We start from the raw sequence: 22492 nt of genomic DNA on the forward strand, positions 1-22492 counted from the left end.
GCCCGCACCAACCGGCCGAAACCACAACTCCCCCAAACGGACAATTGATACGCTGCCGACACCTCTCCCGCGACCACCGGTCGGGAGAGTGTGAAGCGAGTGGAGACCACTTGTATGGCGCGCATCCGTGTGAGCGTCCTGGGTCCGGCCAGGCTCGAAATCGACGGCGCACCCGCCCGGTTGACCCCGTTGACGACACGGCTGCTGGTCCGGCTGGTGGCGGCGGACGGCGAGCCCGTGCCGGTGCGCCGACTGCACCGGGACGTGTGGGCACTCGCCGGCGACCAGCCGCACGCGGCGCAGCGCCACCGCAACGAAGTGCAAAAACGCGTCCTCGAACTGCGCCGCGCCCTCGATCCCGCGCAGCGCGGTGACGGCGCCCGGGTGCTGCGCACCGAGCAACTGCTGGCCGGCCCGGCGCCCGAGACGGCGTACCGGCTGGTGCTCGCGCCCGACGAACTGGACTGCGCGGAGTTCACCGACCTGGTCGACTCCGCGCTGCTCGCGGCGCCCGCGTCGGCCGCCGACCGGCTGGCCGCGGCGCTGGCCCTGGTGCGCGGCCGTCCCCTGGCCGAGGCGGGCGACGAGGACTTCGCCCGGCCGCTGGTGCGCCGGCTCACCGCGCTGTACGAGACCGCCCGCCGCCAGCTGATCCGCAGCCGGATGGACCTGGGCCGCCACGACCTCGCGCTGCCGGTCGCGGAACGGATGGCCCGGGAGCGGCCGGACGACCAGGACGTCGCCGAGCTGCTCGGCGCCCTGCGGACCCGGCTGCGCGAGCGGCACGGACGGGAACTGCTGCGGCAGCCGTTCCCCGGCGCCGGTGACCTCGTGGTGGTGCGGGGCGACCTGTTCGACCAGGAGGACGCCAATCTGGTCGTCGGGTTCACCGACACCTTCGACACCGCCACCGAGCAGGATCTGGTGATCAGCCGGGACAGCGTCCAGGGCCAGCTGGTGGAGCGGCTGTTCGGCGGGGAGCGCAAGCTGCTGGACGACCGGATCCAGGCCGGGCTGAGGGCGTTCCGGCCGCTGCGCACCGAGCGGCCCCAGGACAAGCCGCGCGGCCGGCGCGTCCGCTACCCCCTGGGCACCACCGTGCCGCTGACGGTGGACGGCCGCCGGGTCTTCGCCGTGGCCTACTCCCGGCTCGGCAACGACCTCGTCGCCCGCTCCGGACCGGCCGATCTGCGGGCGAGCCTGGACACCCTGTGGCCGGCCGTCGCCCGGTACGGCATGTACCGGCCGCTCGCGATCCCCCTGATCGGCTCCGGTCTCGCCCGGATCGTGGAGCTGGACCGCACCCGGCTGCTGCTCATGATCGTGGAGAGCTTCGCCGACCACTGCCGCCGCGATCCGGCGACCGCCCCCGAGCTGCGCGTCGTGATCCGCCCGGCCGACCTGGAGCGGACCGACCTGTCGGCGCTCGGCACTTATCTGCGCACCGCGCGACTGCCCGGCACCAACAGCACCGCCGACTCCGGCACCAGCGCCGACGTCGGCGCCGGCACCGGGAGCCAGGACACCGGTGCCGGCGCCGGCGACAGCGGTGGGGCGTACGGCCGCCGGTGACGTCGACATGCCTTTACGGCATCAGGGACTCCGCTTCCGGAACCAGCGGCCCACCGCTTCCGAACCGCTTCCGGTTCCGGGTTCCGGCACCGGTCCGCGCGGGTCGGCGGCCGTTCCTACCGGGAGTCCGCCCGGCGCGCGGCCCCCTCCGGCCACACGACGTCGACGGGGATCCCCGCCGCCCGGGCCGCGAGCACCAGGTCGGCGGTGCCGCCGCCCCGGCCGCTGGGCGGTTCGCCGTTCCACACGGCCACCAGCCGGTCGGCACGTTCGAGGAGCAGGGCGTTGGCGGCCTCGTACGCCTGCCGGTCGGCCCTCTCGCGGGGCAGGACGACGACCTCGTCGGCGGCTGCGGCGAGACGGTCGAAGAGGGGGGCGTCGTCGGGCTCGACCGTGCTGCGGCGGTAGTCCCGCGAGGGGACGACGACGACCAGGCGACCGCCGACGGCCAGTACGGCTTCGGCGAACAGCGAGTCGGCCCCCTTGGCGATGCAGGAGATCCCGACGAGCGGCTTCCCTGAGCCCCGGTCCCAGCTCTGACCCCAGTCCCGGTCCTGGTCCCGATCTTGGTCCAAGTCCCGGTACCGGGCCAGCAGTTCGTCCAGGGCGGCGCGGACCGCGGGGACGCTCTCCTCCGTCAGGTCCATGTGCCCGGTCACCGCGAGGGCCGTCACGGTCTCCCCCTCGGTCGATGGCCTGCCGGCAGGCCCCGGATCCTATCGCGGCCCGTGGCTCACCGGGCGACGAGGGCGGAGAATCCCATGACGTAGGAGACGGCGAAGACGGCCGGGACCCACTGCTCGACGTAGGTCAGGGGCAGATACCGGCGCCAGTCCCGGCCCTCGCCCAGCGCGCCCCACTCCGCCCTGCTGTACGCGAACGCCGGCAGCCTCTCCTCGAAGGCGCCGATCACCGCGTACTTGGCGCGGTTGAGCTGCCGGTACGACCGCACCATGACGTACCAGGCGGCGCACTGGACGAGCAGGATGACCAGCCCGGCCAGCAGCAACGGGACGGACGCGTCGGCCGGGGCGCCGCCCGACACCGCGGCGACCACGGCGACCACCGCGCTGTTGAGCGACAGGAAGAACGTGTTGGTCAGATTCCGCCGGGCACTGACCCGGTCGGCCATCTCCACGCAGAGCTTGTACTGGTCGAGCACCGCCTGCCGGTAGCGGTCGTCGGCCACCGAGTACTCGGCCGGGCCGACCTCCGTGTTCCACAGCGCGTCCCCCATGTCACTCATGCCTCGCCGTGCCCCCCGTCCGCCCGCAGTTCGAGTTCGGTCAGGCGCACCATGGCGGGCCACATGGCACGGTCCAAAGAGCCCACGAGCTGGTCTTCGAGCGGTGAGGGCCGGCGCAGGCGGACGAACTCCGCCGTCCAGTCCGGCTCGAAGTGGATGATTCCCCGGACCCGCGACGACAAAGCACGGCTGCGCCGGTACGCGGGCAGCACACCGGGCGCCAGGTCGCCCGCGAGCGCGCGGAACTCGTCGTACGCCTTCTCCTTCATCGGTACGAGCAGCAGCAGCCGCTCCGGCGGCAGGATCCGCATCGCCTCGCGGATCTCCCAGAGCGTCCCCCGGCCCTTCCCGAGCACGATCACGACGAGCGCGGCGCCGCGCATCATGGTGCTCACCGGTGTCTGCCAGTCGTCCGCCGGCAGGTACAACCGCCGGGCACCGGCCCGGGGCACACGCTCCCCGGGCGCCCCCACCCCGACGAGGGTGCCGGCCCAGGAGAGGGCGTCGGCGATGCGCTCCTCCTCGCCCTGGCCGATGCCGACGGCGGCGCCCAGCCAGGCACCGGCCAGGGGGATGCGGTGGGGGCGCGAGAGCCGCTGGTCGTCGCGGAAGGAGCGCAGGTAGAGGACGTACTGGCGGCCCGCGAGGTCGTCCGGGGAGGAGACGACCGTGTCGTAGTACTGCACTCCGGTGCGCAGGATCGTGTTGCCCAGGCCCATGAAGAGGACCGTCTGCACGGACAGACCGACGACGACCAGGGATGCCCACCACGGATCGTCGTCGGTCGTCAGCAGGTCCCGCAGGGCGAGGAGGGTGAGGCAGAAGAACAGCGAGCCGAGCCCGGAGACGACCGCGCCGAAGACGGCCGTCATCGTGAAGGGGACCCAGCGCGCCCCGGGCCGCGGCTCGCCGAGCGGCGCGGCGGGCTTGAGCAGCCCGTTCTCCGCACGGTGCCGCCGCAGTCCCGACAGGCCGAGCTGCGCCGCGCGCCGCACCTTCCTGCCGTGCAGGAAGAACTGGAGGCCCAGGAGGAAAAGGACGGCCGCGCTCCCGTGGGGGCCGAGCGAACCGTCCCGCAGCATCACGTAGTAGGCGAACGCCTGCGCCAGCACACCCGTCGCGCACAGCCCGGTCCCGGCCGCCAGGTGCCACAGCGCGGGCTTCCTGGTCGTGGCGTAGGCCACCGCCACGAAGGCCACGGCGCACAGCACCGCCGCGTACACCGGCCCCCACAGGACGGCCACCAGGAGGGAAGCGGGGAACACCGCCGGCAGCCACCGGGGCAGCGGCGGCTCGGGCACCCGGTCGGGCGACCGTCCCGGCTGGGGTCTGCTCATCCTGGCCACACCGTAGTGAACCGCCGACCGGGCCGGGCGGGAACCCCGTCGGCGTCACACGATCCGGTGATACGGCCGGGGCCCGGCCCCCGTCGGCAGCCGCCCTACGGCGCCGGGCTCGGGCCCGGGACGCTCAGCGCGGCGAGCCGCTCCGCGAAGGGCGTGACCTCCTCGAAGGAGTCCCGCTTCGGCAGCGGGCGCCCCGTGGACGGCCCGGACGCCCGCGAGGGCCCCGACAGCCCCGCCATCAGGGCCGCCAGCTCAGTCGCGGCCCGCCCGATCCGGGCGTCGAGCCCTTCCGCGCCCCAGTCCTCGGAGGCGGCGTAGACCCCGGTGGGGACGATCACCGCCTTCAGGTAGGCGAAGAGCGGCCGCAGCGCGTGCTCCAGCACCAGGGAGTGCCGGGCGGTGCCGCCGGTCGCGGCGATCAGGACCGGCTTCCCGGTGAGGGCGTCCTCGTCGGTGACGCCCAGCGCGTCGAAGAACGACTTGAACAGCCCGCTGTACGACGCCGAGAACACCGGCGTGACGACGATCAGTCCGTCGGCCGCCGCGACCTCGGCGAACGCGTCCGCGAGCGCCGGTGCCGGGAAGCCGCTGGTGAAGGTGTGCGCGATCTCCACGGCGAGGTCGCGCAGCTCGATCACCCGGACGTCGGCCGGGGCGGGCTCGGGCGCGGTGGCCGCCGGGGCGGCGACCGCGGCCAGCCGGTCGGCGAGCAGCCGGGTGGACGACGGCACGCTCAGCCCCGCGGAGACGACGACGAGCTTCATGCGCGCGCTCCTTCCTTGTCATGGCTGTCCCGCTTGTCCTGCCCGGCGGCCTTCGCGGCCAGCAGGGACGCGTGGGTCGGCGCGTCCGGCACGCCCGCTGGACGGTCCTTGGCGAACTCCTTGCGCAGCACCGGCACGACCTCCTCGCCGAGCAGGTCGAGCTGCTCCAGGACGGTCTTCAGGGGCAGCCCGGCGTGGTCCATCAGGAACAGCTGGCGCTGGTAGTCACCGGCGTAGTCGCGGAAGGCGAGCGTCTTCTCGATCACCTGCTGCGGCGAGCCGACGGTGAGCGGCGTCTGCGCGGTGAAGTCCTCCAGCGACGGTCCGTGTCCGTACACGGGTGCTTCGTCGAAGTACGGCCGGAACTCGCGCACCGCGTCCTGACTGTTCTTCCGCATGAACACCTGGCCGCCGAGGCCGACGATCGCCTGCTCGGGCGTGCCGTGCCCGTAGTGGGCGTAGCGGGCCCGGTACAGCTCGATCATGCGCTTGGTGTGGTCGGCGGGCCAGAAGATGTTGTTGTGGAAGAAGCCGTCGCCGTAGTAGGCCGCCTGCTCGGCGATCTCCGGCGAGCGGATCGACCCGTGCCAGACGAAGGGCGCGACCCCGTCCAGCGGACGCGGGGTGGAGGTGAAGCCCTGGAGCGGGGTGCGGAACTTGCCCTCCCAGTTCACCACGTCCTCGCGCCACAGGCGGTGCAGCAGGTTGTAGTTCTCGACGGCGAGGTTGATGCCCTCGCGGATGTCCTTGCCGAACCAGGGGTAGACCGGGCCGGTGTTGCCGCGCCCCATCATCAGGTCCACCCGGCCGTCGGCCAGGTGCTGGAGCATCGCGAAGTCCTCGGCGATCTTCACCGGGTCGTTCGTGGTGATCAGGGTGGTGGAGGTGGACAGGACCAGCCGCTCGGTGCGGGCCGCGACGTAGCCGAGCATGGTCGTCGGCGACGAGGGCACGAAGGGCGGGTTGTGGTGCTCACCGGTGGCGAAGACGTCGAGCCCGACCTCCTCGGCCTTGAGCGCGATGGCGACCATGGCCTTGATGCGCTCACGCTCGGTCGGCGTACGGCCCGTGGTCGGGTCGGGCGTGACGTCGCCGACGGTGAAGATGCCGAACTGCATGATCGCTCAACCTCCAGGTTGTTGACTGTTCAACTATACCCTGGAACGGAGCGCCCCCGGTCGTTATTCCCCCAGGTCCGCCGCTCCGGACGAACCCGGTGGGCACCCGGCGTGCGAAGCTGCCCGCATGCTCGTGCTCCGCTCCGCCGCCCTCTTCGTCGTCGCCGCCCTGTTCGAGATCGGCGGTGCCTGGCTGGTCTGGCAGGGGGTGCGCGAGCAGCGCGGCTGGCTGTGGGCGGCGGGCGGGGTCCTCGCCCTCGGCGCCTACGGCTTCGTCGCCACCTTCCAGCCCGACGCGCACTTCGGCCGCATCCTCGCCGCGTACGGCGGGATCTTCGTGGCCGGCTCGATCCTGTGGGGCGTGGTCGCCGACGGCTACCGCCCGGACCGCTGGGACATCGCGGGGGCGCTGGTCTGCCTGGCCGGGATGGCCCTGATCATGTGGGCCCCGCGCAACGGCGGCTGACTACCCTGGGCGGCGACCGTCCGCACCGCCCTTCGTACGCACCAGGAGCAGCCCCATGGCCACCGCAGCAGCCGCCCCGTCCGCCGCCTCCCGCATCGCCGTCGTCACCGGCGCGAGCAGCGGCATCGGCGCCGCCACGGCCCGGCAGCTGGCCGCGGCCGGGTACCGCGTCGTCCTCACCGCGCGCCGCAAGGACCGCATCGAGGCGCTGGCCGAGGAGATCGAGGCGGCCGGGCACAAGGCGACGGCCTACCCCCTGGACGTCACCGACCGCGAGGCGGTCGACGAGTTCGCCACCGCGTTCAAGACGGTCGGCGTCCTCGTCAACAACGCGGGCGGCGCGCTCGGCGCCGACCCGGTGGCCACCGGCGACCCGGACGACTGGCGCCGCATGTACGAGACGAACGTCATCGGCACCCTCAACCTCACCCAGGCCCTGCTCCCCAAGCTGGAGGCGAGCGGCGACGGCACGATCGTGGTCGTCTCCTCGACCGCGGGCCTGTCCACCTACGAGGGCGGCGCGGGCTACGTCGCCGCCAAGCACGGCGAGCACGTCCTCGCCGAGACCCTGCGCCTGGAGATCGTCGGCCGCCCGGTCCGCGTCGTCGAAGTCGCGCCGGGCATGGTCAAGACCGACGAGTTCGCCCTGACCCGCTTCGGCGGCGACCAGGACAAGGCGGCCAAGGTCTACCAGGGCGTCGCCGCCCCCCTGACCGCCGACGACGTCGCCGACACCATCACCTGGGCGGTCACCCGCCCGGCCCACGTCAACATCGACCTCCTGGTCGTCCGCCCCCGCGCCCAGGCCTCGAACACGAAGGTGCACCGAGAGGCGTAGACCCGCCCCCGGTGCACCTGGCGCGTCCGGGCGTCAGCCCTTCACGCAGACGACCTGCTTCAGCTTCGCCACGACCTCCACCAGGTCGCGCTGCTGGTCGATGACCTGGTCGATCGGCTTGTAGGCGCCCGGGATCTCGTCCACGACGCCGGAGTCCTTGCGGCACTCCACACCCCGCGTCTGCTCCTCCAGGTCCTTGGTGGAGAAGCGGCGCTTGGCGGCGTTCCGGCTCATCCGCCGACCGGCGCCGTGGGAGGCGGAGTTGAAGGACTTGGCGTTGCCGAGTCCCTTCACGATGTACGAACCCGTGCCCATGGAGCCGGGGATGATCCCGAAGTCCCCGGAACCCGCGCGGATCGCGCCCTTGCGGGTCACCAGCAGGTCCATCCCGTCGTACCGCTCCTCGGCCACGTAGTTGTGGTGGGCGCTGATCTCCTGCTCGAAGACCGGCTTGGCCTTCTTGAACTCCTTGCGGACCACGTCCTTGAGGAGCGCCATCATGAGCGTGCGGTTGTACTTCGCGTACTCCTGCGCCCAGAACAGGTCGTTGCGGTACGCGGCCATCTGCGGGGTGTCCGCGACGAACACCGCGAGGTCGCGGTCGACCAGACCCTGGTTGTGCGGGAGCTTCTGGGCGACGCCGATATGATGCTCGGCCAGTTCCTTGCCGATGTTGCGGGAACCGGAGTGCAGCATCAGCCAGACAGAACCGGTCGTATCCGTGCACACTTCGACGAAATGATTTCCGCCTCCGAGCGTACCCATCTGCTTTCCGGCCCGTTCGTGACGGAACTTGACCGCTTCGGCGACTCCGTCGAACCGCCCCCAGAAGTCGTCCCACCCGCCGGTCGCCAGCCCGTGGAAGCGCCCCGGCTCAAGAGGACTGTCGTGCATCCCCCGCCCCACCGGAATCGCCTGCTCGATCTTCGAGCGCAGCCGGGACAGGTCACCGGGCAGGTCGTTCGCCGTCAGGGACGTCTTCACCGCCGACATGCCGCAGCCGATGTCGACGCCCACCGCGGCCGGGCACACCGCGCCGCTCATCGCGATCACGGAGCCGACCGTCGCGCCCTTGCCGTAGTGCACGTCCGGCATGACCGCGAGGCCCTTGATCCACGGCAGGGTCGCGACGTTGCGCAGCTGCTGGAGCGCGCCCTCCTCGACCGTCGCCGGGTCGGTCCACATCCGGATCGGCACCTTCGCGCCCGGCATCTCCACGTACGACATATCGTCCTCATTCCCCCGGAAAACAAACAGAAGTCTCGAAGCGCAAAACCGGCGCCAAGGGCAGCCAAAGGGACGACTGACCGGCGTTCACGGCGGCGCGTGCGATACACATTGTCTCCAGGGGACGCCCCCGCGCGGCAAGCGAATAACCAGCGGGGACACTGGAGTACCGACCACAGCCACACCGGCGAGAGGAGCCGCACCGTGCAGCGGAAGGCCTACGTACCGGGCGTCGCCGCCCTCCTGGCGGCGTTGCTGGCCGGCTGCACCGGCGGCTCGGGCGGCGGCGCCACCGCGGACGACTCGAACCCGGGTCAGCCCGGGGTCGCGACCGAGGCGGCCGAGCCCGGCAAGTACCGCACCCTTCCGGAGCCGTGCGCCGTGGTCGGCCACAAGGCGCTGGACACCCTCCTGCCCGGCATCGAGGAGATCGCCGACGAGGAGCAGCGCGAGAAGGCGTACGCGGGCGAGCCGACGCTCGCGTACGACACGGACCGCAAGGTCGGCTGCCGCTGGAAGGTGGAGTCGGCGGAGGCCACCGATCATCTCTTCGTCGACTTCGAGCGGGTGGTGTCCTACGACGGCTCCGTGAGCGACGACAGCGAGGCCGAGCAGCTCTTCGCGCAGCAGGTGGAGGCCGCCGACCTGCCCGAGCCGGTCGTCTCGGAGTCCGGGTCCGCCACCTCGGACTCCCCGACCGGCAGCCCCTCCTCGTCCTCCGGAGAGTCCGGGGAGCCCGGGGAGTCCGGAGAACCGGCCGGCGGCGCGGGCGGCACGCCCTCGTCCTCGGCCTCCGCGCCCTCGTCCTCCCCCTCCTCCTCGTCGACCGCGTCCCCCGCCGAGGTCCAGCCCCGGCTCCTGGACGACCTGGGCGACGAGGCGTTCGTGGACGACGCGCTCAGCAGCTCCGGCTCGACGGCGAAGCGGCGCACCGTGACTGTGGCGTTCCGCACGTCGAACGTCATGGTGACCATCGAGTACGCGGAGCAGTCGGCGACGCTCGGAGCCGTCCCGGACAGCGAGGAAATGCAGGACATGGCGCGGAAACTGGCTTCCCAGCTGGCGGATTCACTGGGCGGTTGAGTCGCTCCGGGGCTCCCACGCGCCCGCGTGCGCTGCCGCCGAAGCGGGACCGCACGATTTCTTCACCGCGTACGGTGGCCCCTCGGACCCGTTCCGAACGCAGGAATGACGAGTGCCATGAGTGAAGGAACCATGCAGCTACGAGCCCAGCGTGACCAGCGAGACCCGCAAGCGAAGCGAGCGAAGCGACTCACCCGCGTCCTTGTCGGCGCGGCCGCCGTACCCGTGATGCTGGTGGCAGCCGGCTGCTCCTCGGACTCCGGCTCCGAGGACGGCAAGGACAAGGCCGCCGAGGAGTCCGCCGCGTCGAAGTCCGCGAGCCCGTCCCCGACGGTGCAGGCGGCGGCGTACGCGAAGCTTCCGGAGCCGTGCTCGGTGGTGACGAAGAAGACGCTGGACGACCTGGTGCCGAAGGGCGACTCCGGCAAGGAGGGCTCGTCCAACGACACGGCGATGCGGGCCGGTTGCTCCTGGGACAGTCTCGACGACAACGGCGTGAAGGGTTCCCAGTTCCGCTGGCTGAGCGTGTCGATGCTGCGCTTCGAGTCGGACGTGACGCGCGGCGAGGGCGAGAAGCTGGCGCACGACTACTACCTGAAGCAACTGAAGGACGCGCAGGCCGCGGAGGGGGCGAAGAGCCTCAGGACCGCGCCGGTGAGCCGCACGGGCAACGAGGCCTCCGTGGTGAGCTACGACCTGAAGAAGAAGGAAGGCACCTTCAAGCAGCAGACCGTCGTGGCACGGGTCGAGAACGTCGTCGTCACCCTCGACTTCAACGGCGCGGGCCTGGCGGGCGACAAGACCCCGGACGCCGACGACCTGGTGAAGGACGCGCAGAAGGCGGCCAAGGAGGCTGTGGCCGCGGTGATGAAGGCCAACGACACTGCCGCCGGTGCCAAACCGAGCGGCGCCCCGAGCGGCACGCCGGCGCCCTCCGGCTCGTCCTCCAAGGCGCCCTCGAAGGACAGCTGACGGTCTCTTCGACCCACCGGCCACCCGTCCCCCGCACACATGTGCCACTCTGTTGCGCGCAACAACACGCAATGGGAGGGGAGTACGGGTGGCCGCGCCACTTCAGCTGACCCGGACGCACCGCGTCCTCATCGGCCTGGTCGTCTTCGGTGCCGTGATCATCGCCGGGATCGGCTTCGCGGGTTCGTACGCGGCGGTGCGGGAACTGGCCCTGAAGAAGGGGTTCGGGAATTTCTCGTACGTCTTCCCGATCGGCATCGACGCGGGCATCTGTGTGCTGCTCGCCCTGGACCTGCTGCTGACCTGGATCCGCATCCCCTTCCCGCTGCTGCGGCAGACGGCGTGGCTGCTGACGGCGGCGACGATCGCGTTCAACGGCGCCGCGGCCTGGCCCGACCCGCTGGGCGTGGGCATGCACGGCGTGATCCCGATCCTGTTCGTGGTGTCCGTCGAGGCCGCCCGGCACGCAACTGGCCGGATCGCCGACATCACCGCCGACAAGCACATGGAGGGCGTCCGCCTCACCCGCTGGCTGCTCTCGCCGGTGCCGACGTTCCTGCTGTGGCGCCGCATGAAGCTGTGGGAGCTGCGCTCCTACGAGCAGGTCATCAAGCTGGAGCAGGAGCGGCTGGTGTACCGGGCCCGGCTGCGGTCCCGCTTCGGCCGCGCCTGGCGCCGCAAGGCTCCCGTGGAGTCCCTGATGCCGCTGCGGCTGGCCCGCTACGGCGTCCCGCTGGCACAGACCGGCCCCGCCGGGCTGGCGGCGGCGGGCATCGAACCGGCGCTGCTCCCGCCGGTGCCGCGGCAGCTCCCGGAGACGGACCCGCAGACCCCCGCGGGCGAACAGCGCGCCGAGCTGGTCAAGGGCCCCGAGGCGGACCGGCCCGGGCCCGAGGTCCGGTCCCGGCCCGCGGACCGTTCCGGGCCCGAGGATCTGCCGCCGCAGGGTGCCGGGGAGGAGGACGGCCCGGAGCAGAGCCCCTGGTTCAACACCCGCCAGGTCGCCTACCAGGGCGGTTACGACCCCAGCTACGACCCCGGCGAGCAGTACGCCCAGTGGTACGAGGAGCAGCAGCAGGCCGACCAGTACCGGGACCAGTACGAGGAGGAGCCCCCGCTGCAGGAGCCCTCGCCGGAGGAGACGGGCAGCTTCCCGATACCGGTCGTGCCGGGGCGCACCCGCGAGCTGGGTGAGGGCGTCGGCACGGCCGAGCCGGAACCGACGGAGGAGGACTACTACACGGTCTTCCGGAAGTCGATCGACGGCAGCTACCCCACGGTTGCCCAGTTCCGCAACGACGTGGAGGCGACCTTCGGCGTGCCGCTGGCTCCGCGGGAGGCCGATCGCATGGTGAAGGCGTTCAGCGAGCGCCACATGCGGGAGCTCCAGGAAGAGCACATCGCCTGAGGCGGCTACGGCGAAGGGGGCGCCCGGCGAGAACCGGGCGCCCCCTTCTTCGTACCGTCCGTGCGGTGCTACTCCCCGAGCAGGGCCCGCACCCGGTCCTGCCCCACCGCGAGCAGCAGCGTGGGCAGGCGCGGGCCGGTGTCGCGGCCGACGAGCAGGTGGTAGAGCAGCGCGAAGAACGTCCGCTGGGCGGTCTTGATCTCCGGCGGCAGCTCCTTGGGCGTGGCGTCGGCGGGGAAGCCGGCCTGGACCTTGGGAACGCCGTAGACGTGGTGGGTGAGCCCGTCCAGGGACCAGTGGTCGGCCAGCCCGTCGAGCAGCAGCCGCAGGGACTGCCGGCTCGGCTCGTCGAGGGACTTGAGCAGCTCGGCGTCGGGCTCCTGGCGCACGATGGTGCGCTGGTCGGCGGGGACGTGGGTGTTGATCCACGCCTCGGCCTTGTCGTAGCGCGGCCGGGCCTGGTCCAGCGACGCGATCGGGTCGGCCGGGTCCAGCTCGCCGAGGATGCGCAGCGCCTGGTCCTCGTGCCCGGCGGTGATGTCGGCGACGGAGGCGAGTGTGCGGTACGGCAGCGGCCTGGGCGTGCGCGGCAGCTCACCGGCGGCCGTGCCGACGGCGCGCGCGTGGGCGGCGGCGTCGGCGGGGAGGGCGCTGCCGTCGGCGACCTTGGCGTCGAGGCGGTCCCACTCGTCGTACAGCCGCTGGATCTCCTGGTCGAAGGCGATCTTGAAGGACTGGTTGGGGCGGCGGCGGGCGTACAGCCAGCGCAGCAGCTGCGGCTCCATGATCTGGAGCGCGTCGGCCGGGGTGGGGACTCCGCCCTTGGACGAGGACATCTTGGCCATGCCGCTGATGCCGACGAAGGCGTACATCGGGCCGATGGGCTGCTTGCCGCCGAAGATGCCGACGATCTGCCCGCCGACCTGGAAGGAGGATCCGGGGGACGAATGGTCGACACCGCTGGGCTCGAAGACGACGCCCTCGTAGGCCCAGCGCATCGGCCAGTCGACCTTCCAGACCAGCTTGCCGCGGTTGAACTCGCTCAGCCGCACGGTCTCGGAGAAGCCGCAGGCCGTGCAGGCGTAGGTCAGCTCGGTCGAGTCGTCGTCGTAGGCGGTGACCGTGGTCAGGTCCTTCTCGCAGTTGCCGCAGTACGGCTTGTACGGGAAGTATCCGGCGGAGCCGGAGCTGCCGTCGTCCTCGGCGGCGGCGCCGGAGCCCTCGGCGGCCTCCAGCTCGGCCTCGTCGACGGGCTTCTGCGACTTCTTGCCGGTCGTCTTCGGCTTGGTCCGGTACTGGTCGAGGATGGCGTCGATGTCCCGCCGGTGCTTCATGGCGTGCAGGATCTGCTCGCGGTAGACGCCGGAGGTGTACTGGGCGGTCTGGCTGATCCCGTCGAACTCGACGCCCATCTCGGCGAGCGAAGCGACCATCGCGGCCTTGAAGTGCTCCGCCCAGTTCGGGTGCGGGGAGCCCTTCGGGGCCGGGACGGAGGTCAGCGGCTTGCCGATGTGCTCGGCCCAGGACTCGTCCACGCCGGGGACGCCGGCCGGGACCTTGCGGTAGCGGTCGTAGTCGTCCCAGGAGATGAGGTGCCGCACCTCGTACCCGCGGCGGCGGATCTCGTCGGCGACCAGGTGCGGGGTCATGACCTCGCGCAGGTTGCCCAGGTGGATGGGACCGGAGGGGGAGAGTCCGGAGGCGACGACGACACCTGGTTTGCCCGGGGCACGACGCTCCGACTCGGCGATGACCTCGTCCGCGAAACGGGAGACCCAGTCGGTGGTCTCTGTGCTCTGAGCCACGATCGGCACGTCCTCTTCCCTGAAACTTCTCTGACTTCTTCTCCGGAACCGCTCCGAAGACAGCCGGTACGGTCGCACGGCTGACCGTGCCATTCTCCCAGCCCGGCCCGCATCCGCGAAAACCGCTTTTCACCGCGTGGGATACTCGGCTTCTGTACTACTTCCAGGAACCCGAGCAGAACGGCAGCCACTCCATGGCCTCGGTCACGTCCCTCAGCGACTCCGTCCAGCAGCACCTCGCGTCCGCCCTCACGGCCACCCGGCCGGAGGCCGCCGGCGCGGACCCGCTGCTGCGACGAAGCGACCGGGCGGACTACCAGGCCAACGGCATCCTCGCCCTGGCCAAGAAGGCGAAGGCCAACCCGCGGGAGCTGGCGGCCGAGGTCGTCGCGCGGATCACCACCGGTGACGAGCTGATCAAGGACGTCGAGGTCTCGGGACCCGGCTTCCTCAACATCACCGTCGCCGACCGGGCGATCACCGCGAACCTCGCCGCGCGGCTCGCGGACGGCGAGCGCCTCGGCGTGCCGCTGAAGCAGGACGCGGGGATCACGGTCGTCGACTACGCCCAGCCGAACGTGGCGAAGGAGATGCACGTCGGCCACCTGCGCTCCGCGGTCATCGGCGACGCCCTGCGCGGCATGCTCGACTTCACCGGCGAGCAGACGATCGGCCGGCACCACATCGGCGACTGGGGCACCCAGTTCGGCATGCTCATCCAGTACCTGTTCGAGCACCCCGGCGAGCTGGCCCCGCCCGGGGACGTCGACGGCGAGCAGGCCATGTCGAACCTGAACCGGGTGTACAAGGCGTCGCGCGCGGTCTTCGACGCGGACGAGGAGTTCAAGGAGCGGGCCCGGCGGCGGGTCGTCGCCCTGCAGTCCGGCGACAAGGAGACGCTGGAGCTGTGGCAGCAGTTCGTGGACGAGTCGAAGGTCTACTTCTACTCCGTCTTCGAGAAGCTCGACATGGAGATCCGCGACGAGGAGATCGTCGGCGAGTCCGCGTACAACGAGGGCATGCCCGAGACCGCCCGCATCCTGGAGGAGACGGGCGTCGCGGTGCGCTCCGAGGGCGCGCTCGTGGTGTTCTTCGACGAGATCCGCGGCAAGGACGACCAGCCGGTGCCGCTGATCGTGCAGAAGGCCGACGGCGGCTTCGGCTACGCGGCCTCCGACCTGACCGCGATCCGCAACCGCGTCCGGGACCTGCACGCCACCACGCTGCTGTACGTCGTGGACGTGCGTCAGTCGCTGCACTTCAAGATGGTCTTCGAGACGGCCCGCCGGGCCGGCTGGCTCGGTGACGAGGTCACCGCGCACAACATGGGCTACGGCACGGTGCTCGGCGCGGACGGCAAGCCCTTCAAGACGCGTGCGGGCGAGACCGTGCGGCTCGAGGACCTGCTGGACGAGGCGGTGCAGCGGGCGGCGGAGGTCGTGCGGGAGAAGGCGCGGGACCTCACCGAGGACGAGATCCAGGAGCGGGCGGCGCAGGTCGGCATCGGCGCCGTGAAGTACGCGGACCTGTCGACGTCGCCGAACCGCGACTACAAGTTCGACCTGGACCAGATGGTCTCGCTCAACGGCGACACCAGCGTCTACCTCCAGTACGCCTACGCCCGTATCCAGTCCATCCTCCGCAAGGCCGGCGAGGTCCGCCCCGCCGCCCACCCGGAGCTGGAGCTGCACGAGGCGGAGCGCGCGCTGGGCCTGCACCTGGACGCGTTCGGCACCACGGTCTTCGAGGCGGCGGCGGAGTACGCCCCGCACAAGCTGGCCGCGTACCTGTACCAGCTGGCGTCGCTGTTCACGTCGTTCTACGACAAGTGCCCGGTGATCAAGCCGCAGCCGCCGCGGGACGTGGCGGAGAACCGCCTGTTCCTGTGCGACCTCACGGCCCGCACCCTGCACCGGGGCATGGCCCTGCTGGGCATCCGGACGCCCGAGCGACTCTGAGCCGCCCGGGGCGGGAGCACCGCCCGCCCCGGCCGGACCGTCAGCAGCGGTGCCGGTCGGCGTAGTCCGCGAACGCGGCCTGGGTGCGAGCCCCGGCGATCCCGTCGACGGACAGGTTGTAGCCGTAGCCGCGGGAGTTCAGGTAGCGCTGGAGCGCCGCGACCGTCCCGGAGCCGACGATGCCGTCGATGGGGCCGCTGTAGAAACGCTGCGGAGTGAAGAAGGTCTGCGCCGCCTTCCAGCTGGTGGTGCCGAGCTGCCCGTCGATCGTGCCGGGCTTGTAGCCCAGGTCGCGCAGCCAGCACTGCCACTTCTTCGCCTGCGTAGTGGTCAGCCCCAGGTTGACCACCGCCAGCGGCGCCACCTCCGGGCTCGCGGACCGCTGGGTGGGGGCGGGCACCGCTCCGGCCGTCCCCGCGGCCGCCAGTCCTCCGCCGGCGATCGCCGCTGCCGTGGTGACGCTGACAAGTACCTTCGTGAGTGCTCGCATGCTGTCGTGCTCCCCTGATCGACGTTCGTTGTCGTGGTCGGCACCCAGCTTGCTCGTTCGGCGCCCCGCGGGGCGCCGAACGCCCCGAAGTGACGGCGTCCCGGGACGTCCCGCCGCCTGACCTGCTCGGACGCCGCCGTTCGAGTCCCTACGGTGGGACGGCCCGGGAGCGATCCGGCCGGCGCCGGGCTAACGCGCGGCCCGCAGACCCTCCCCCAGTCTCCGCAGCCCCTCCGCGATCTCGTCCGGTGTCTGGGTGACGAAGCAGAGCCGCAGCGTGGTGCGGTCGGGCTCGCCGGCGTGGAAGGGGGCTCCGGGGACGTACGCCACGTCGTGCCGGACCACCTCGGGGAGCAGGGCGGTGGTGTCGTACCCCGAGGGCAGTCGCGCCCACAGGAACATGCCGCCCTCGGGACGGGTCCACACCGACCCGGCCGGGAGGGCGTCCGCGAGGCCCGCGAGCATGGCGTCCCGGCGCTCGCCGTAGACGGCGGCGACGCGGGCGACGTGGGCGTCCAGGTCCCGGTCGGCCAGGTAGCGGGCGGCGGCGAGCTGGTTGACGGTCGGGGTGTGCAGGTCGGCGGCCTGCTTGGCGACCGCGCAGGCCCGGCGCAGCTCGGCGGGTGCCCGCAGCCAGCCCAGGCGCAGGCCGGGCGCCATGACCTTGGAGAAGGAGCCCAGCAGCACGGTCCGGTCCCGGGCGCCGTCGTAGGAGGCGATCCACGGCACCCGCTGGCCCTCGAAGCGCAGTTCGCCGTACGGGTCGTCCTCGACGATCCACAGGCCGCACCGCCCGGCGACCTCGGCGACGGCGGCGCGGCGGGCGGGCGGCGGGCATGGTGCGGCCGGTGGGGTTGGAGAAGGTGGGAACCGTGTAGAGCAGCTTGGGGCGCTCGCGCACCACCAGCTCCTCCAGCGCACCGGGGTCGATTCCGTGCTCGTCCCCGGGCACGGCCACCACCCGGGCGCCGGCGAAGCCGAACGCCTGGAGCGCGGCCAGGTAGCAGGGGCGCTCGACGAGGACGGTGTCGCCGGGTTCGAGCAGGGCGGTGGCGAGGAGCGAGAGGGCCTGCTGCGAGCCGGTGGTGACGAGGATGTCGTCGGCGCCGGTGGCCAGCCCGCGCGCCGAGGTGCGGGCGGCGAGCGCGGCCCGCAGCGTGGGCTCGCCCTCGGTCGTGGAGTACTGCAGGGCCCGCGCGGGCGTCTCGGCGAGGACGTCCCGGTACGCGGCGGCGATGCCCTCCGCGTCGAAGAGTTCGGGGGCCGGCAGCCCGCCCGCGAAGTTGATCACCTCGGGGCGGGCGGTGACGGCGAGGATGTCCCGTACGGGCGAACCGCCGATCGACCGGGCCCGCGCGGCGAGCGGCGGCAGCGGAGCGGTGGCGACGGGCACGTTCTCGGTCACGGTCATGCGCGCAGCCTAAAGAAATACGTGCCGTCTACAGGTGACTTTCCGCGATCCGGACACCCGCGCGACTCGCGACCGCCGAGCCGTCAGCCCTTGGTGCCCAGCCCGCCGTACACGTTGATGTCCGCGTCCGTGACGTCGTTGATGTCCCGGTAGCGGACCTTCTCGATGTCGTCCAGCTCGGCCAGGTACGACTCCTCCGGCTGCTCCGGCACCGGTGCCGCGTGGTCGGGCCGCCAGTGGTGCACCGGGACGACCCCCGGCTCGGCCAGCTCGAGACCGGTCTCGGTGAAGAACCGCTCGACGTCCTTGCGGGAGCGCAGCACGAAGGTGAAACCCCGCTCCGTGTACGTCCGCTGGACCGCGCGGATGTTCTCCGGGTTGAGGTCCTCCGTGAGGTGGCTGAGGACGAGCCGGCTGCCGGCGGGCAGCGCGTCCATCAGCTCGCGGACGATCGGGTACGCCTCCGCGTCCTCGACGAAGTGCAGGATGGCGACGAGGCAGAGCGCCACCGGCCGGTCGAAGTCGAGGGTCTCGGCGGCCTGTTCGAGGATCCGCGCCGGGCTCTTCAGGTCCGCGTCGATGTAGTCCGTACGCCCCTCGGGACCGCTGGTGAGCAGGGCACGGGCGTGGGCCAGTACGACCGGGTCGTTGTCGACGTAGACGACCCTCGACTCGGGGGCGATGCGCTGGGCGATCTGGTGCACGTTCTCGGCCGTGGGCAGCCCGGTACCGATGTCGAGGAACTGCCGGATGCCGTCCTCGCGGGCGAGCGCGGTCACCGCGCGCCGCAGGAAGTCGCGGTTGTGCCGTACGTCGAGGTAGCCGCGCGGGTTGGCGGCTAGCCCGGCGGCAGCGGCGGCCAGGTCGGCGGGGTAGTGGTCCTTGCCGCCGAGGAAGACGTCGTAGACCCGGGCCGGGTGCGCCTTGCTGCTGTCGATCCTCCTCCGCAGCTCCGCGGGGTCCTGACTGAGGGCGTCACCGGGCATGGGCGTCCCACCTTTCGGATGTCGCCTGAGGAAGCGAACCGGTTAGATGGTCAACAACCTATCCCCCGGCCGGACTTGCCGCTGCCCCGCCGCTGCCGCCCGCGTCAGCCGCCCTCGACCGGCTCCCAGTGGTCGCCGCCGAGGGGGTACGCGTAGGAGGAGTCGTCCCGGGAGGCGCTGGTGCGGAACGGCTTGCCGTGGTCGTCGACGCGCGTCATACCCTGCCGGCCGCCGCTGGACCACTCCAGCTCCAGGTACCAGCTGACGTCCTGGCCACTGGTGTGCGCGGTGGCGTGGAAGACCTCCGTGTCGGACTCCGTGACGCTGTACGGAAAGTCCCGCTGGCCCCCGATCGGTACCGCCGTCGGTGTGCCCAGGTCGAGCGAGACGTCGAAGGACGCGGTGTCCACCTGGCCGCCGCAGCCGTTGCCCATCACGTACTGGTTCCAGTCCAGCGCCGGACCGCTGCTCACCACACGGACGTGCAGGTCCTCCAGGACCACCGTCTCCGGGCCGGTGCCCTGCACGGTGAGGACGACCTCCTGCCGGTTCGCGGAGACCGCCTTGAGGGGGGCGGCCCAGCCGACGGCGCCCTGCTGCGGCGGCGGCTCCGGCACGTTCTGAGGGCTGCGGTCGACCAGGAAGGCGTGGTCGCAGGGCACGTCCCAGAAGTACGGGGTGGTCGACACGGTGAGCGGAGGCCCGGCGGGGGGTGCCTCGCGGCTCGGCCCGTCGGTGGCCCGGCGCGATGGCGTCGAGGAGGGGGACCCGGACGGGGGCGCGGAGGCGGACGGGGAGGACGTGGAGGCGGACGTGCTCGGGGAGCCCGACCCGGTCGCGGTCGCGGACACCGACGCGGAGGTCTGCGCGACGGCCCCGGCGGGACCGTGCCGGCCATCGCCGTCCGGGCTCGACACGAGGTTGGCCACCAGCGCCACGGCGGCACTGACGGCGACGACGCCGGACGCGGCGTAGAGCGCGGCGCGCGGCACCCGACGGCGGGCCGGAACGGGTGCGCCCAGGACGGACGGCGCGTCCGGCACGGCCGGGACCTCCGGCACGGGCGGAGTCGCCGAAGCCGGTGGGGCGGACGGGGCGCTGTCCGCGACCGGACCCTCGGAGTCCTCGGCTTCCCCGGAGCCGCCCTGGGAGCCCTCGGAGCCCTGGGAGCCCTGGGAACCCTCGCCGCCCTCGCCGCCCTCGGCCTCGTCCTTCTTCACGCCGCGCAGGGCGTCCGCGCGGATCCAGCGGCGGTGGAGTTCGAGCAGTTCCTCGGGCGTCGCCCGGCACACGCGGGCGAGGCGTTCGACGGGCGCGAACTCGACCGGCACCACCTCCCCGCTGACGTACCGGTGCAGGGTCGAGCCGCTCATGTGCAGCCGCTTGCCGAGTGCCCCGTAACTCAGTCCGGACCGCTCCTTCAGCTCCCGAAGCAGTCCCGCGAAGTCGTCCCCCGCCACCGTTCCTCCCTCTCCTCGCATCCCCGTACCGCATCCCAGAGGGACGTCGTTCCCGCAGGTCAGAGCGTTCCTGGCGTCCCATTGTCCCGCATGATCGCCCGACGCTGGCGGCTGGGACGAACCCGGCCGCAAGCTGTGGTCATCAAAGCAGCCGCTCCCGGAGAACAGTCGACCGGCTCGCCTCAACTCCCCTCTTATGAAGGAGAACCTCCATGTCCGCACGCCGTATCACCCGTACCCGCCTGTTCGCCGCCACCACGGTCGCGCTGGCCGCGCTCTCCCTCACGGCCTGCGAGGGCGACGAACTCACGGGCTCCCCGGCACCCGACTCCACCGCCTCCGCGTCGGCGGACGGGAACAGCGTCCAGCCGGCGGGCAGCGCGAAGGGTGTCGAGGGATCGACGGGCTCGAACGGATCCACCGGCTCCACCGGCTCGAACGGCTCGAACGGCTCGAACGGATCCACCGCCTCGAACGGCTCCGCCGGAAACGACAAGGCATCGGGCTCGGGCTCCGGCTCGGGCTCCGGCTCGGCCTCCGGCTCCAGCACCGGCGCCGACAAGGACTCCGACTCGGACGTCCCCGGCGAGTGCTCCGCCTCCGACGTGCGGATCACCGCGGCGAACGCCCCCCGCCCGATCAACCACCTGCTGCTGACCGCCACCAACACCGGCGCGAAGACGTGCGCGCTGCCGCCGTACCCGGCGGCGCGGTTCGGCGAGGCGCAGTCGGTGCCGCCGGTCGCGGAGTCCAGCAAGCCGCAGTCGCTGACGACGCTGGCCCCGGGCGAGTCGGGCTACGCGGGCGTACGGCTGTCGTCCGGTGACGGCAGCGGCGAGAACGGCTACGACGCGAAGACCCTCACCATCCCCTTCGAGGACGGCTCCATCGCCCGGGTCAAGCTGCCCTCCGGCGGCGTGTACGTCGACACCGCTCTGACGGTCACCTACTGGCAGACCAGCGTGTCGAACGCGCTCGACTACTGAAGGGGCCGGCACCCCCGCACCCCCTGTATGAAGGGCCGGCACAGGTCGCTCAGCGCAGGGTGCGAGCGACCTCGGTTGCCCAGTACGTCAGGATGTTGCGCGCGCCCGCCCGCTTGATCCCGGTGAGGGACTCCAGGATGGCCCGGTCGCGGTCGATCCACCCCTTCTCGGCGGCGGCCTCGATCATCGAGTACTCGCCGGAGATCTGGTAGGCGGCGACGGGCACGTCCGAGGCCTCGGCGACCTTGGCGAGGATGTCGAGGTAGGGCCCGGCCGGCTTGACCATCACCATGTCGGCGCCCTCCTCCAGGTCCAGCGCCAACTCCCGCAGCGACTCCAGCGCGTTGGCGGAGTCCTGCTGGTAGGTCTTGCGGTCCCCCTTGAGCGACGAGCCGACGGCCTCGCGGAAGGGCCCGTAGAAGGCGGAGGCGTACTTGGCGGTGTACGCGAGGATCGCGACGTCCTCCCGCCCGATCTGGTCGAGCGCGTCCCGGACGACCCCGATCTGCCCGTCCATCATCCCGCTGGGGCCCACCACGTGGGCGCCCGCGTCGGCCTGGACCTGCGCCATCTCGGCGTACCGCTCGAGCGTGGCGTCGTTGTCGACTCGCCCCTCGGCGTCGAGCACCCCGCAGTGTCCGTGATCGGTGAACTCGTCGAGGCACAGGTCGGACATCACCAGCAGCTCGTCCCCGACCTCGGCCCGTACGTCCCGCAGGGCGACCTGCAGAATCCCGTCGGGGTCGGTGCCCGCCGTTCCGGCGGCGTCCTTCTTCCCCTCCTCCGGCACCCCGAAGAGCATGATCCCGGAGACCCCGGCCTCGACCGCCTCCGCGGCCGCCTTCTTCAGCGTGTCCCGCGTGTGCTGCACGACCCCGGGCATCGCCGCGATCGGCACCGGCTCGCCGACGCCCTCGCGGACGAACGCGGGGAGGATGAAGTCGGCGGGGTGCAGCCGGGTCTCGGCGACCATCCGACGCATCACGGGGGTGGTCCGCAGTCGCCGGGGCCGGGTGCCGGGAAAGGATCCGTACGTCGTCATACCACCTACGCTACGCCCGCCCCACCCGTGCCTTTGCCGACGGGAAGTCGGCCCGGTTCGGCCTCGGGCAAGGGTTGACCTCGCCATACGCCGCCGGAGGGACCGGCGGCCACGGCACGTCGGCCGGCAACGGAAGCAGTACCTCCTCCTCGTGGTCGAGATGCGCGTTGAGCTGTGCGGACATCTCGTCCAGCTCGCCCGGAAGCGCACTGGATCGGCGATGGCGACACCGTCCAGCGGGGCGACCAGCTCACCCTGGATGCGGGCGACCGTGCGGTGCTCGTCGGCGAGCCGGTCGAAGACGTCGGTCAGCC

The 22492-nt window shown here is 72.0% G+C and carries 19 protein-coding genes and 2 pseudogenes; 8 read left to right on the forward strand and 13 right to left on the reverse strand.

The features are described from left to right. Positions 1-114: 114 nt before the first annotated feature. A complete protein-coding gene (locus C4J65_RS13670; protein ID WP_115742670.1) occupies positions 115-1572 on the forward strand; it encodes a macro domain-containing protein in 1458 nt (485 codons plus the stop codon). Positions 1573-1688: 116 nt separating this feature from the next. On the opposite strand, the gene C4J65_RS13675 is transcribed toward C4J65_RS13670, so the two are convergent. From C4J65_RS13675 to C4J65_RS13695, 5 genes are all read right to left on the reverse strand, one after another. Beyond that, positions 1689-2246, reverse strand: coding sequence for a hypothetical protein (locus tag C4J65_RS13675; protein ID WP_115742671.1), 558 nt, complete (start codon positions 2244-2246; stop codon positions 1689-1691). 59 nt (positions 2247-2305) lie between these two features. After that, positions 2306-2818 (reverse strand): hypothetical protein, encoded by a 513-nt coding sequence (locus C4J65_RS13680; RefSeq protein ID WP_205351005.1) that lies wholly within the window; start codon positions 2816-2818, stop codon positions 2306-2308. Continuing rightward, complete coding sequence (locus C4J65_RS13685) at positions 2815-4155, reverse strand: transferase (protein ID WP_115742673.1); 1341 nt, start codon at positions 4153-4155, stop codon at positions 2815-2817. The genes C4J65_RS13680 and C4J65_RS13685 overlap by 4 nt, the downstream gene beginning before the upstream one ends. Before the next feature lie 104 nt (positions 4156-4259). After that, complete coding sequence (locus tag C4J65_RS13690; RefSeq protein WP_115742674.1) at positions 4260-4928, reverse strand: CE1759 family FMN reductase; 669 nt, start codon at positions 4926-4928, stop codon at positions 4260-4262. Then, positions 4925-6046 carry an LLM class flavin-dependent oxidoreductase gene (locus C4J65_RS13695; RefSeq protein ID WP_115742675.1) on the reverse strand — a complete coding sequence of 374 codons (1122 nt, stop codon included), beginning with the start codon at positions 6044-6046 and terminating at the stop codon, positions 4925-4927. The genes C4J65_RS13690 and C4J65_RS13695 overlap by 4 nt, the downstream gene beginning before the upstream one ends. Before the next feature lie 127 nt (positions 6047-6173). On the opposite strand from C4J65_RS13695, the gene C4J65_RS13700 reads away from it, so the two are divergent. After that, positions 6174-6512, forward strand: coding sequence for a YnfA family protein (locus tag C4J65_RS13700; protein ID WP_030145264.1), 339 nt, complete (start codon positions 6174-6176; stop codon positions 6510-6512). A 55-nt stretch (positions 6513-6567) separates the two neighbouring features. Continuing rightward, positions 6568-7350: an SDR family NAD(P)-dependent oxidoreductase gene (locus C4J65_RS13705; protein ID WP_115742676.1), complete on the forward strand. Its 783-nt coding sequence runs from the start codon at positions 6568-6570 to the stop codon at positions 7348-7350. 33 nt (positions 7351-7383) lie between these two features. Here the strand turns inward: C4J65_RS13705 and C4J65_RS13710 are convergent, their stop codons facing one another. Beyond that, complete coding sequence (locus tag C4J65_RS13710) at positions 7384-8577, reverse strand: RtcB family protein (RefSeq protein WP_115742677.1); 1194 nt, start codon at positions 8575-8577, stop codon at positions 7384-7386. Positions 8578-8781: 204 nt separating this feature from the next. On the opposite strand from C4J65_RS13710, the gene C4J65_RS13715 reads away from it, so the two are divergent. The 3 genes from C4J65_RS13715 to C4J65_RS13725 all read left to right on the forward strand — a co-directional run bounded on the left by C4J65_RS13715 (position 8782) and on the right by C4J65_RS13725 (position 12040). Further along, positions 8782-9660, forward strand: a complete 879-nt coding sequence (locus C4J65_RS13715; protein ID WP_162833175.1) for a DUF3558 domain-containing protein — start codon at positions 8782-8784, stop codon at positions 9658-9660. Between the two features lie 117 nt (positions 9661-9777). Continuing rightward, entirely contained in the window at positions 9778-10632 is an 855-nt protein-coding gene (locus tag C4J65_RS13720) for a DUF3558 family protein (RefSeq protein WP_205351006.1), read from the forward strand. A gap of 88 nt (positions 10633-10720) precedes the next feature. Then, positions 10721-12040 (forward strand): DUF2637 domain-containing protein, encoded by a 1320-nt coding sequence (locus C4J65_RS13725; RefSeq protein ID WP_115742680.1) that lies wholly within the window; start codon positions 10721-10723, stop codon positions 12038-12040. A 68-nt stretch (positions 12041-12108) separates the two neighbouring features. On the opposite strand, the gene lysS is transcribed toward C4J65_RS13725, so the two are convergent. Beyond that, complete coding sequence (gene lysS, locus C4J65_RS13730) at positions 12109-13854, reverse strand: lysine--tRNA ligase (RefSeq protein WP_115742681.1); 1746 nt, start codon at positions 13852-13854, stop codon at positions 12109-12111. Positions 13855-14039: 185 nt separating this feature from the next. Between lysS and argS the strand changes: the two genes are divergently transcribed. Next, on the forward strand, positions 14040-15803 hold the full coding sequence (gene argS / locus C4J65_RS13735) for an arginine--tRNA ligase (protein WP_115742682.1): 1764 nt from the start codon (positions 14040-14042) through the stop codon (positions 15801-15803). Positions 15804-15843: 40 nt separating this feature from the next. Here the strand turns inward: argS and C4J65_RS13740 are convergent, their stop codons facing one another. The 4 genes and pseudogenes from C4J65_RS13740 to C4J65_RS13755 form a co-directional block, all read right to left on the reverse strand. Further along, positions 15844-16293 (reverse strand): peptidoglycan-binding domain-containing protein, encoded by a 450-nt coding sequence (locus C4J65_RS13740; protein WP_115742683.1) that lies wholly within the window; start codon positions 16291-16293, stop codon positions 15844-15846. A gap of 189 nt (positions 16294-16482) precedes the next feature. After that, positions 16483-17704, reverse strand: a pseudogene (locus C4J65_RS13745) (PLP-dependent aminotransferase family protein). A gap of 83 nt (positions 17705-17787) precedes the next feature. Further along, the gene (locus tag C4J65_RS13750) at positions 17788-18690 is read right to left on the reverse strand and encodes an SAM-dependent methyltransferase (RefSeq protein WP_115742684.1); all 903 of its coding nucleotides are present in this window, start codon (positions 18688-18690) and stop codon (positions 17788-17790) included. Between the two features lie 104 nt (positions 18691-18794). Further along, complete coding sequence (locus tag C4J65_RS13755; RefSeq protein ID WP_115742685.1) at positions 18795-20150, reverse strand: helix-turn-helix transcriptional regulator; 1356 nt, start codon at positions 20148-20150, stop codon at positions 18795-18797. A gap of 212 nt (positions 20151-20362) precedes the next feature. Here C4J65_RS13755 and C4J65_RS36050 point away from each other — a divergent pair, with 212 nt between their 5' ends. Beyond that, positions 20363-21136: a DUF4232 domain-containing protein gene (locus C4J65_RS36050; RefSeq protein ID WP_162833176.1), complete on the forward strand. Its 774-nt coding sequence runs from the start codon at positions 20363-20365 to the stop codon at positions 21134-21136. Between the two features lie 49 nt (positions 21137-21185). Here the strand turns inward: C4J65_RS36050 and hemB are convergent, their stop codons facing one another. Both hemB and C4J65_RS36615 read right to left on the reverse strand, forming a co-directional pair. Beyond that, positions 21186-22178 (reverse strand): porphobilinogen synthase, encoded by a 993-nt coding sequence (gene hemB, locus C4J65_RS13770; protein ID WP_115742687.1) that lies wholly within the window; start codon positions 22176-22178, stop codon positions 21186-21188. A gap of 10 nt (positions 22179-22188) precedes the next feature. Next, positions 22189-22481 (reverse strand): annotated as a pseudogene (locus tag C4J65_RS36615) (hemerythrin domain-containing protein); the annotation flags it as partial. Positions 22482-22492: the final 11 nt, after the last annotated feature.

It is taken from the genome of Streptomyces sp. CB09001, from assembly GCF_003369795.1.
Classification (GTDB): Bacteria; Actinomycetota; Actinomycetes; order Streptomycetales; family Streptomycetaceae; genus Streptomyces.

Coding starts and splice junctions, on each gene's coding strand:
- C4J65_RS13700 (WP_030145264.1), top strand. CDS start 6,174: ATGCTCGTGCTCCGCTCCGCCGCCCTCTTCGTCGTCGCCGCCCTGTTC.
- argS (WP_115742682.1), top strand. CDS start 14,040: ATGGCCTCGGTCACGTCCCTCAGCGACTCCGTCCAGCAGCACCTCGCG.
- C4J65_RS36050 (WP_162833176.1), top strand. CDS start 20,363: ATGTCCGCACGCCGTATCACCCGTACCCGCCTGTTCGCCGCCACCACG.
- C4J65_RS13705 (WP_115742676.1), top strand. CDS start 6,568: ATGGCCACCGCAGCAGCCGCCCCGTCCGCCGCCTCCCGCATCGCCGTC.
- hemB (WP_115742687.1), bottom strand. CDS start 22,178: ATGACGACGTACGGATCCTTTCCCGGCACCCGGCCCCGGCGACTGCGG.
- C4J65_RS13750 (WP_115742684.1), bottom strand. CDS start 18,690: ATGCCCGGTGACGCCCTCAGTCAGGACCCCGCGGAGCTGCGGAGGAGG.
- C4J65_RS13690 (WP_115742674.1), bottom strand. CDS start 4,928: ATGAAGCTCGTCGTCGTCTCCGCGGGGCTGAGCGTGCCGTCGTCCACC.
- C4J65_RS13720 (WP_205351006.1), top strand. CDS start 9,778: ATGAGTGAAGGAACCATGCAGCTACGAGCCCAGCGTGACCAGCGAGAC.
- C4J65_RS13680 (WP_205351005.1), bottom strand. CDS start 2,818: ATGAGTGACATGGGGGACGCGCTGTGGAACACGGAGGTCGGCCCGGCC.
- C4J65_RS13685 (WP_115742673.1), bottom strand. CDS start 4,155: ATGAGCAGACCCCAGCCGGGACGGTCGCCCGACCGGGTGCCCGAGCCG.
- C4J65_RS13695 (WP_115742675.1), bottom strand. CDS start 6,046: ATGCAGTTCGGCATCTTCACCGTCGGCGACGTCACGCCCGACCCGACC.
- C4J65_RS13710 (WP_115742677.1), bottom strand. CDS start 8,577: ATGTCGTACGTGGAGATGCCGGGCGCGAAGGTGCCGATCCGGATGTGG.
- C4J65_RS13670 (WP_115742670.1), top strand. CDS start 115: ATGGCGCGCATCCGTGTGAGCGTCCTGGGTCCGGCCAGGCTCGAAATC.
- C4J65_RS13740 (WP_115742683.1), bottom strand. CDS start 16,293: ATGCGAGCACTCACGAAGGTACTTGTCAGCGTCACCACGGCAGCGGCG.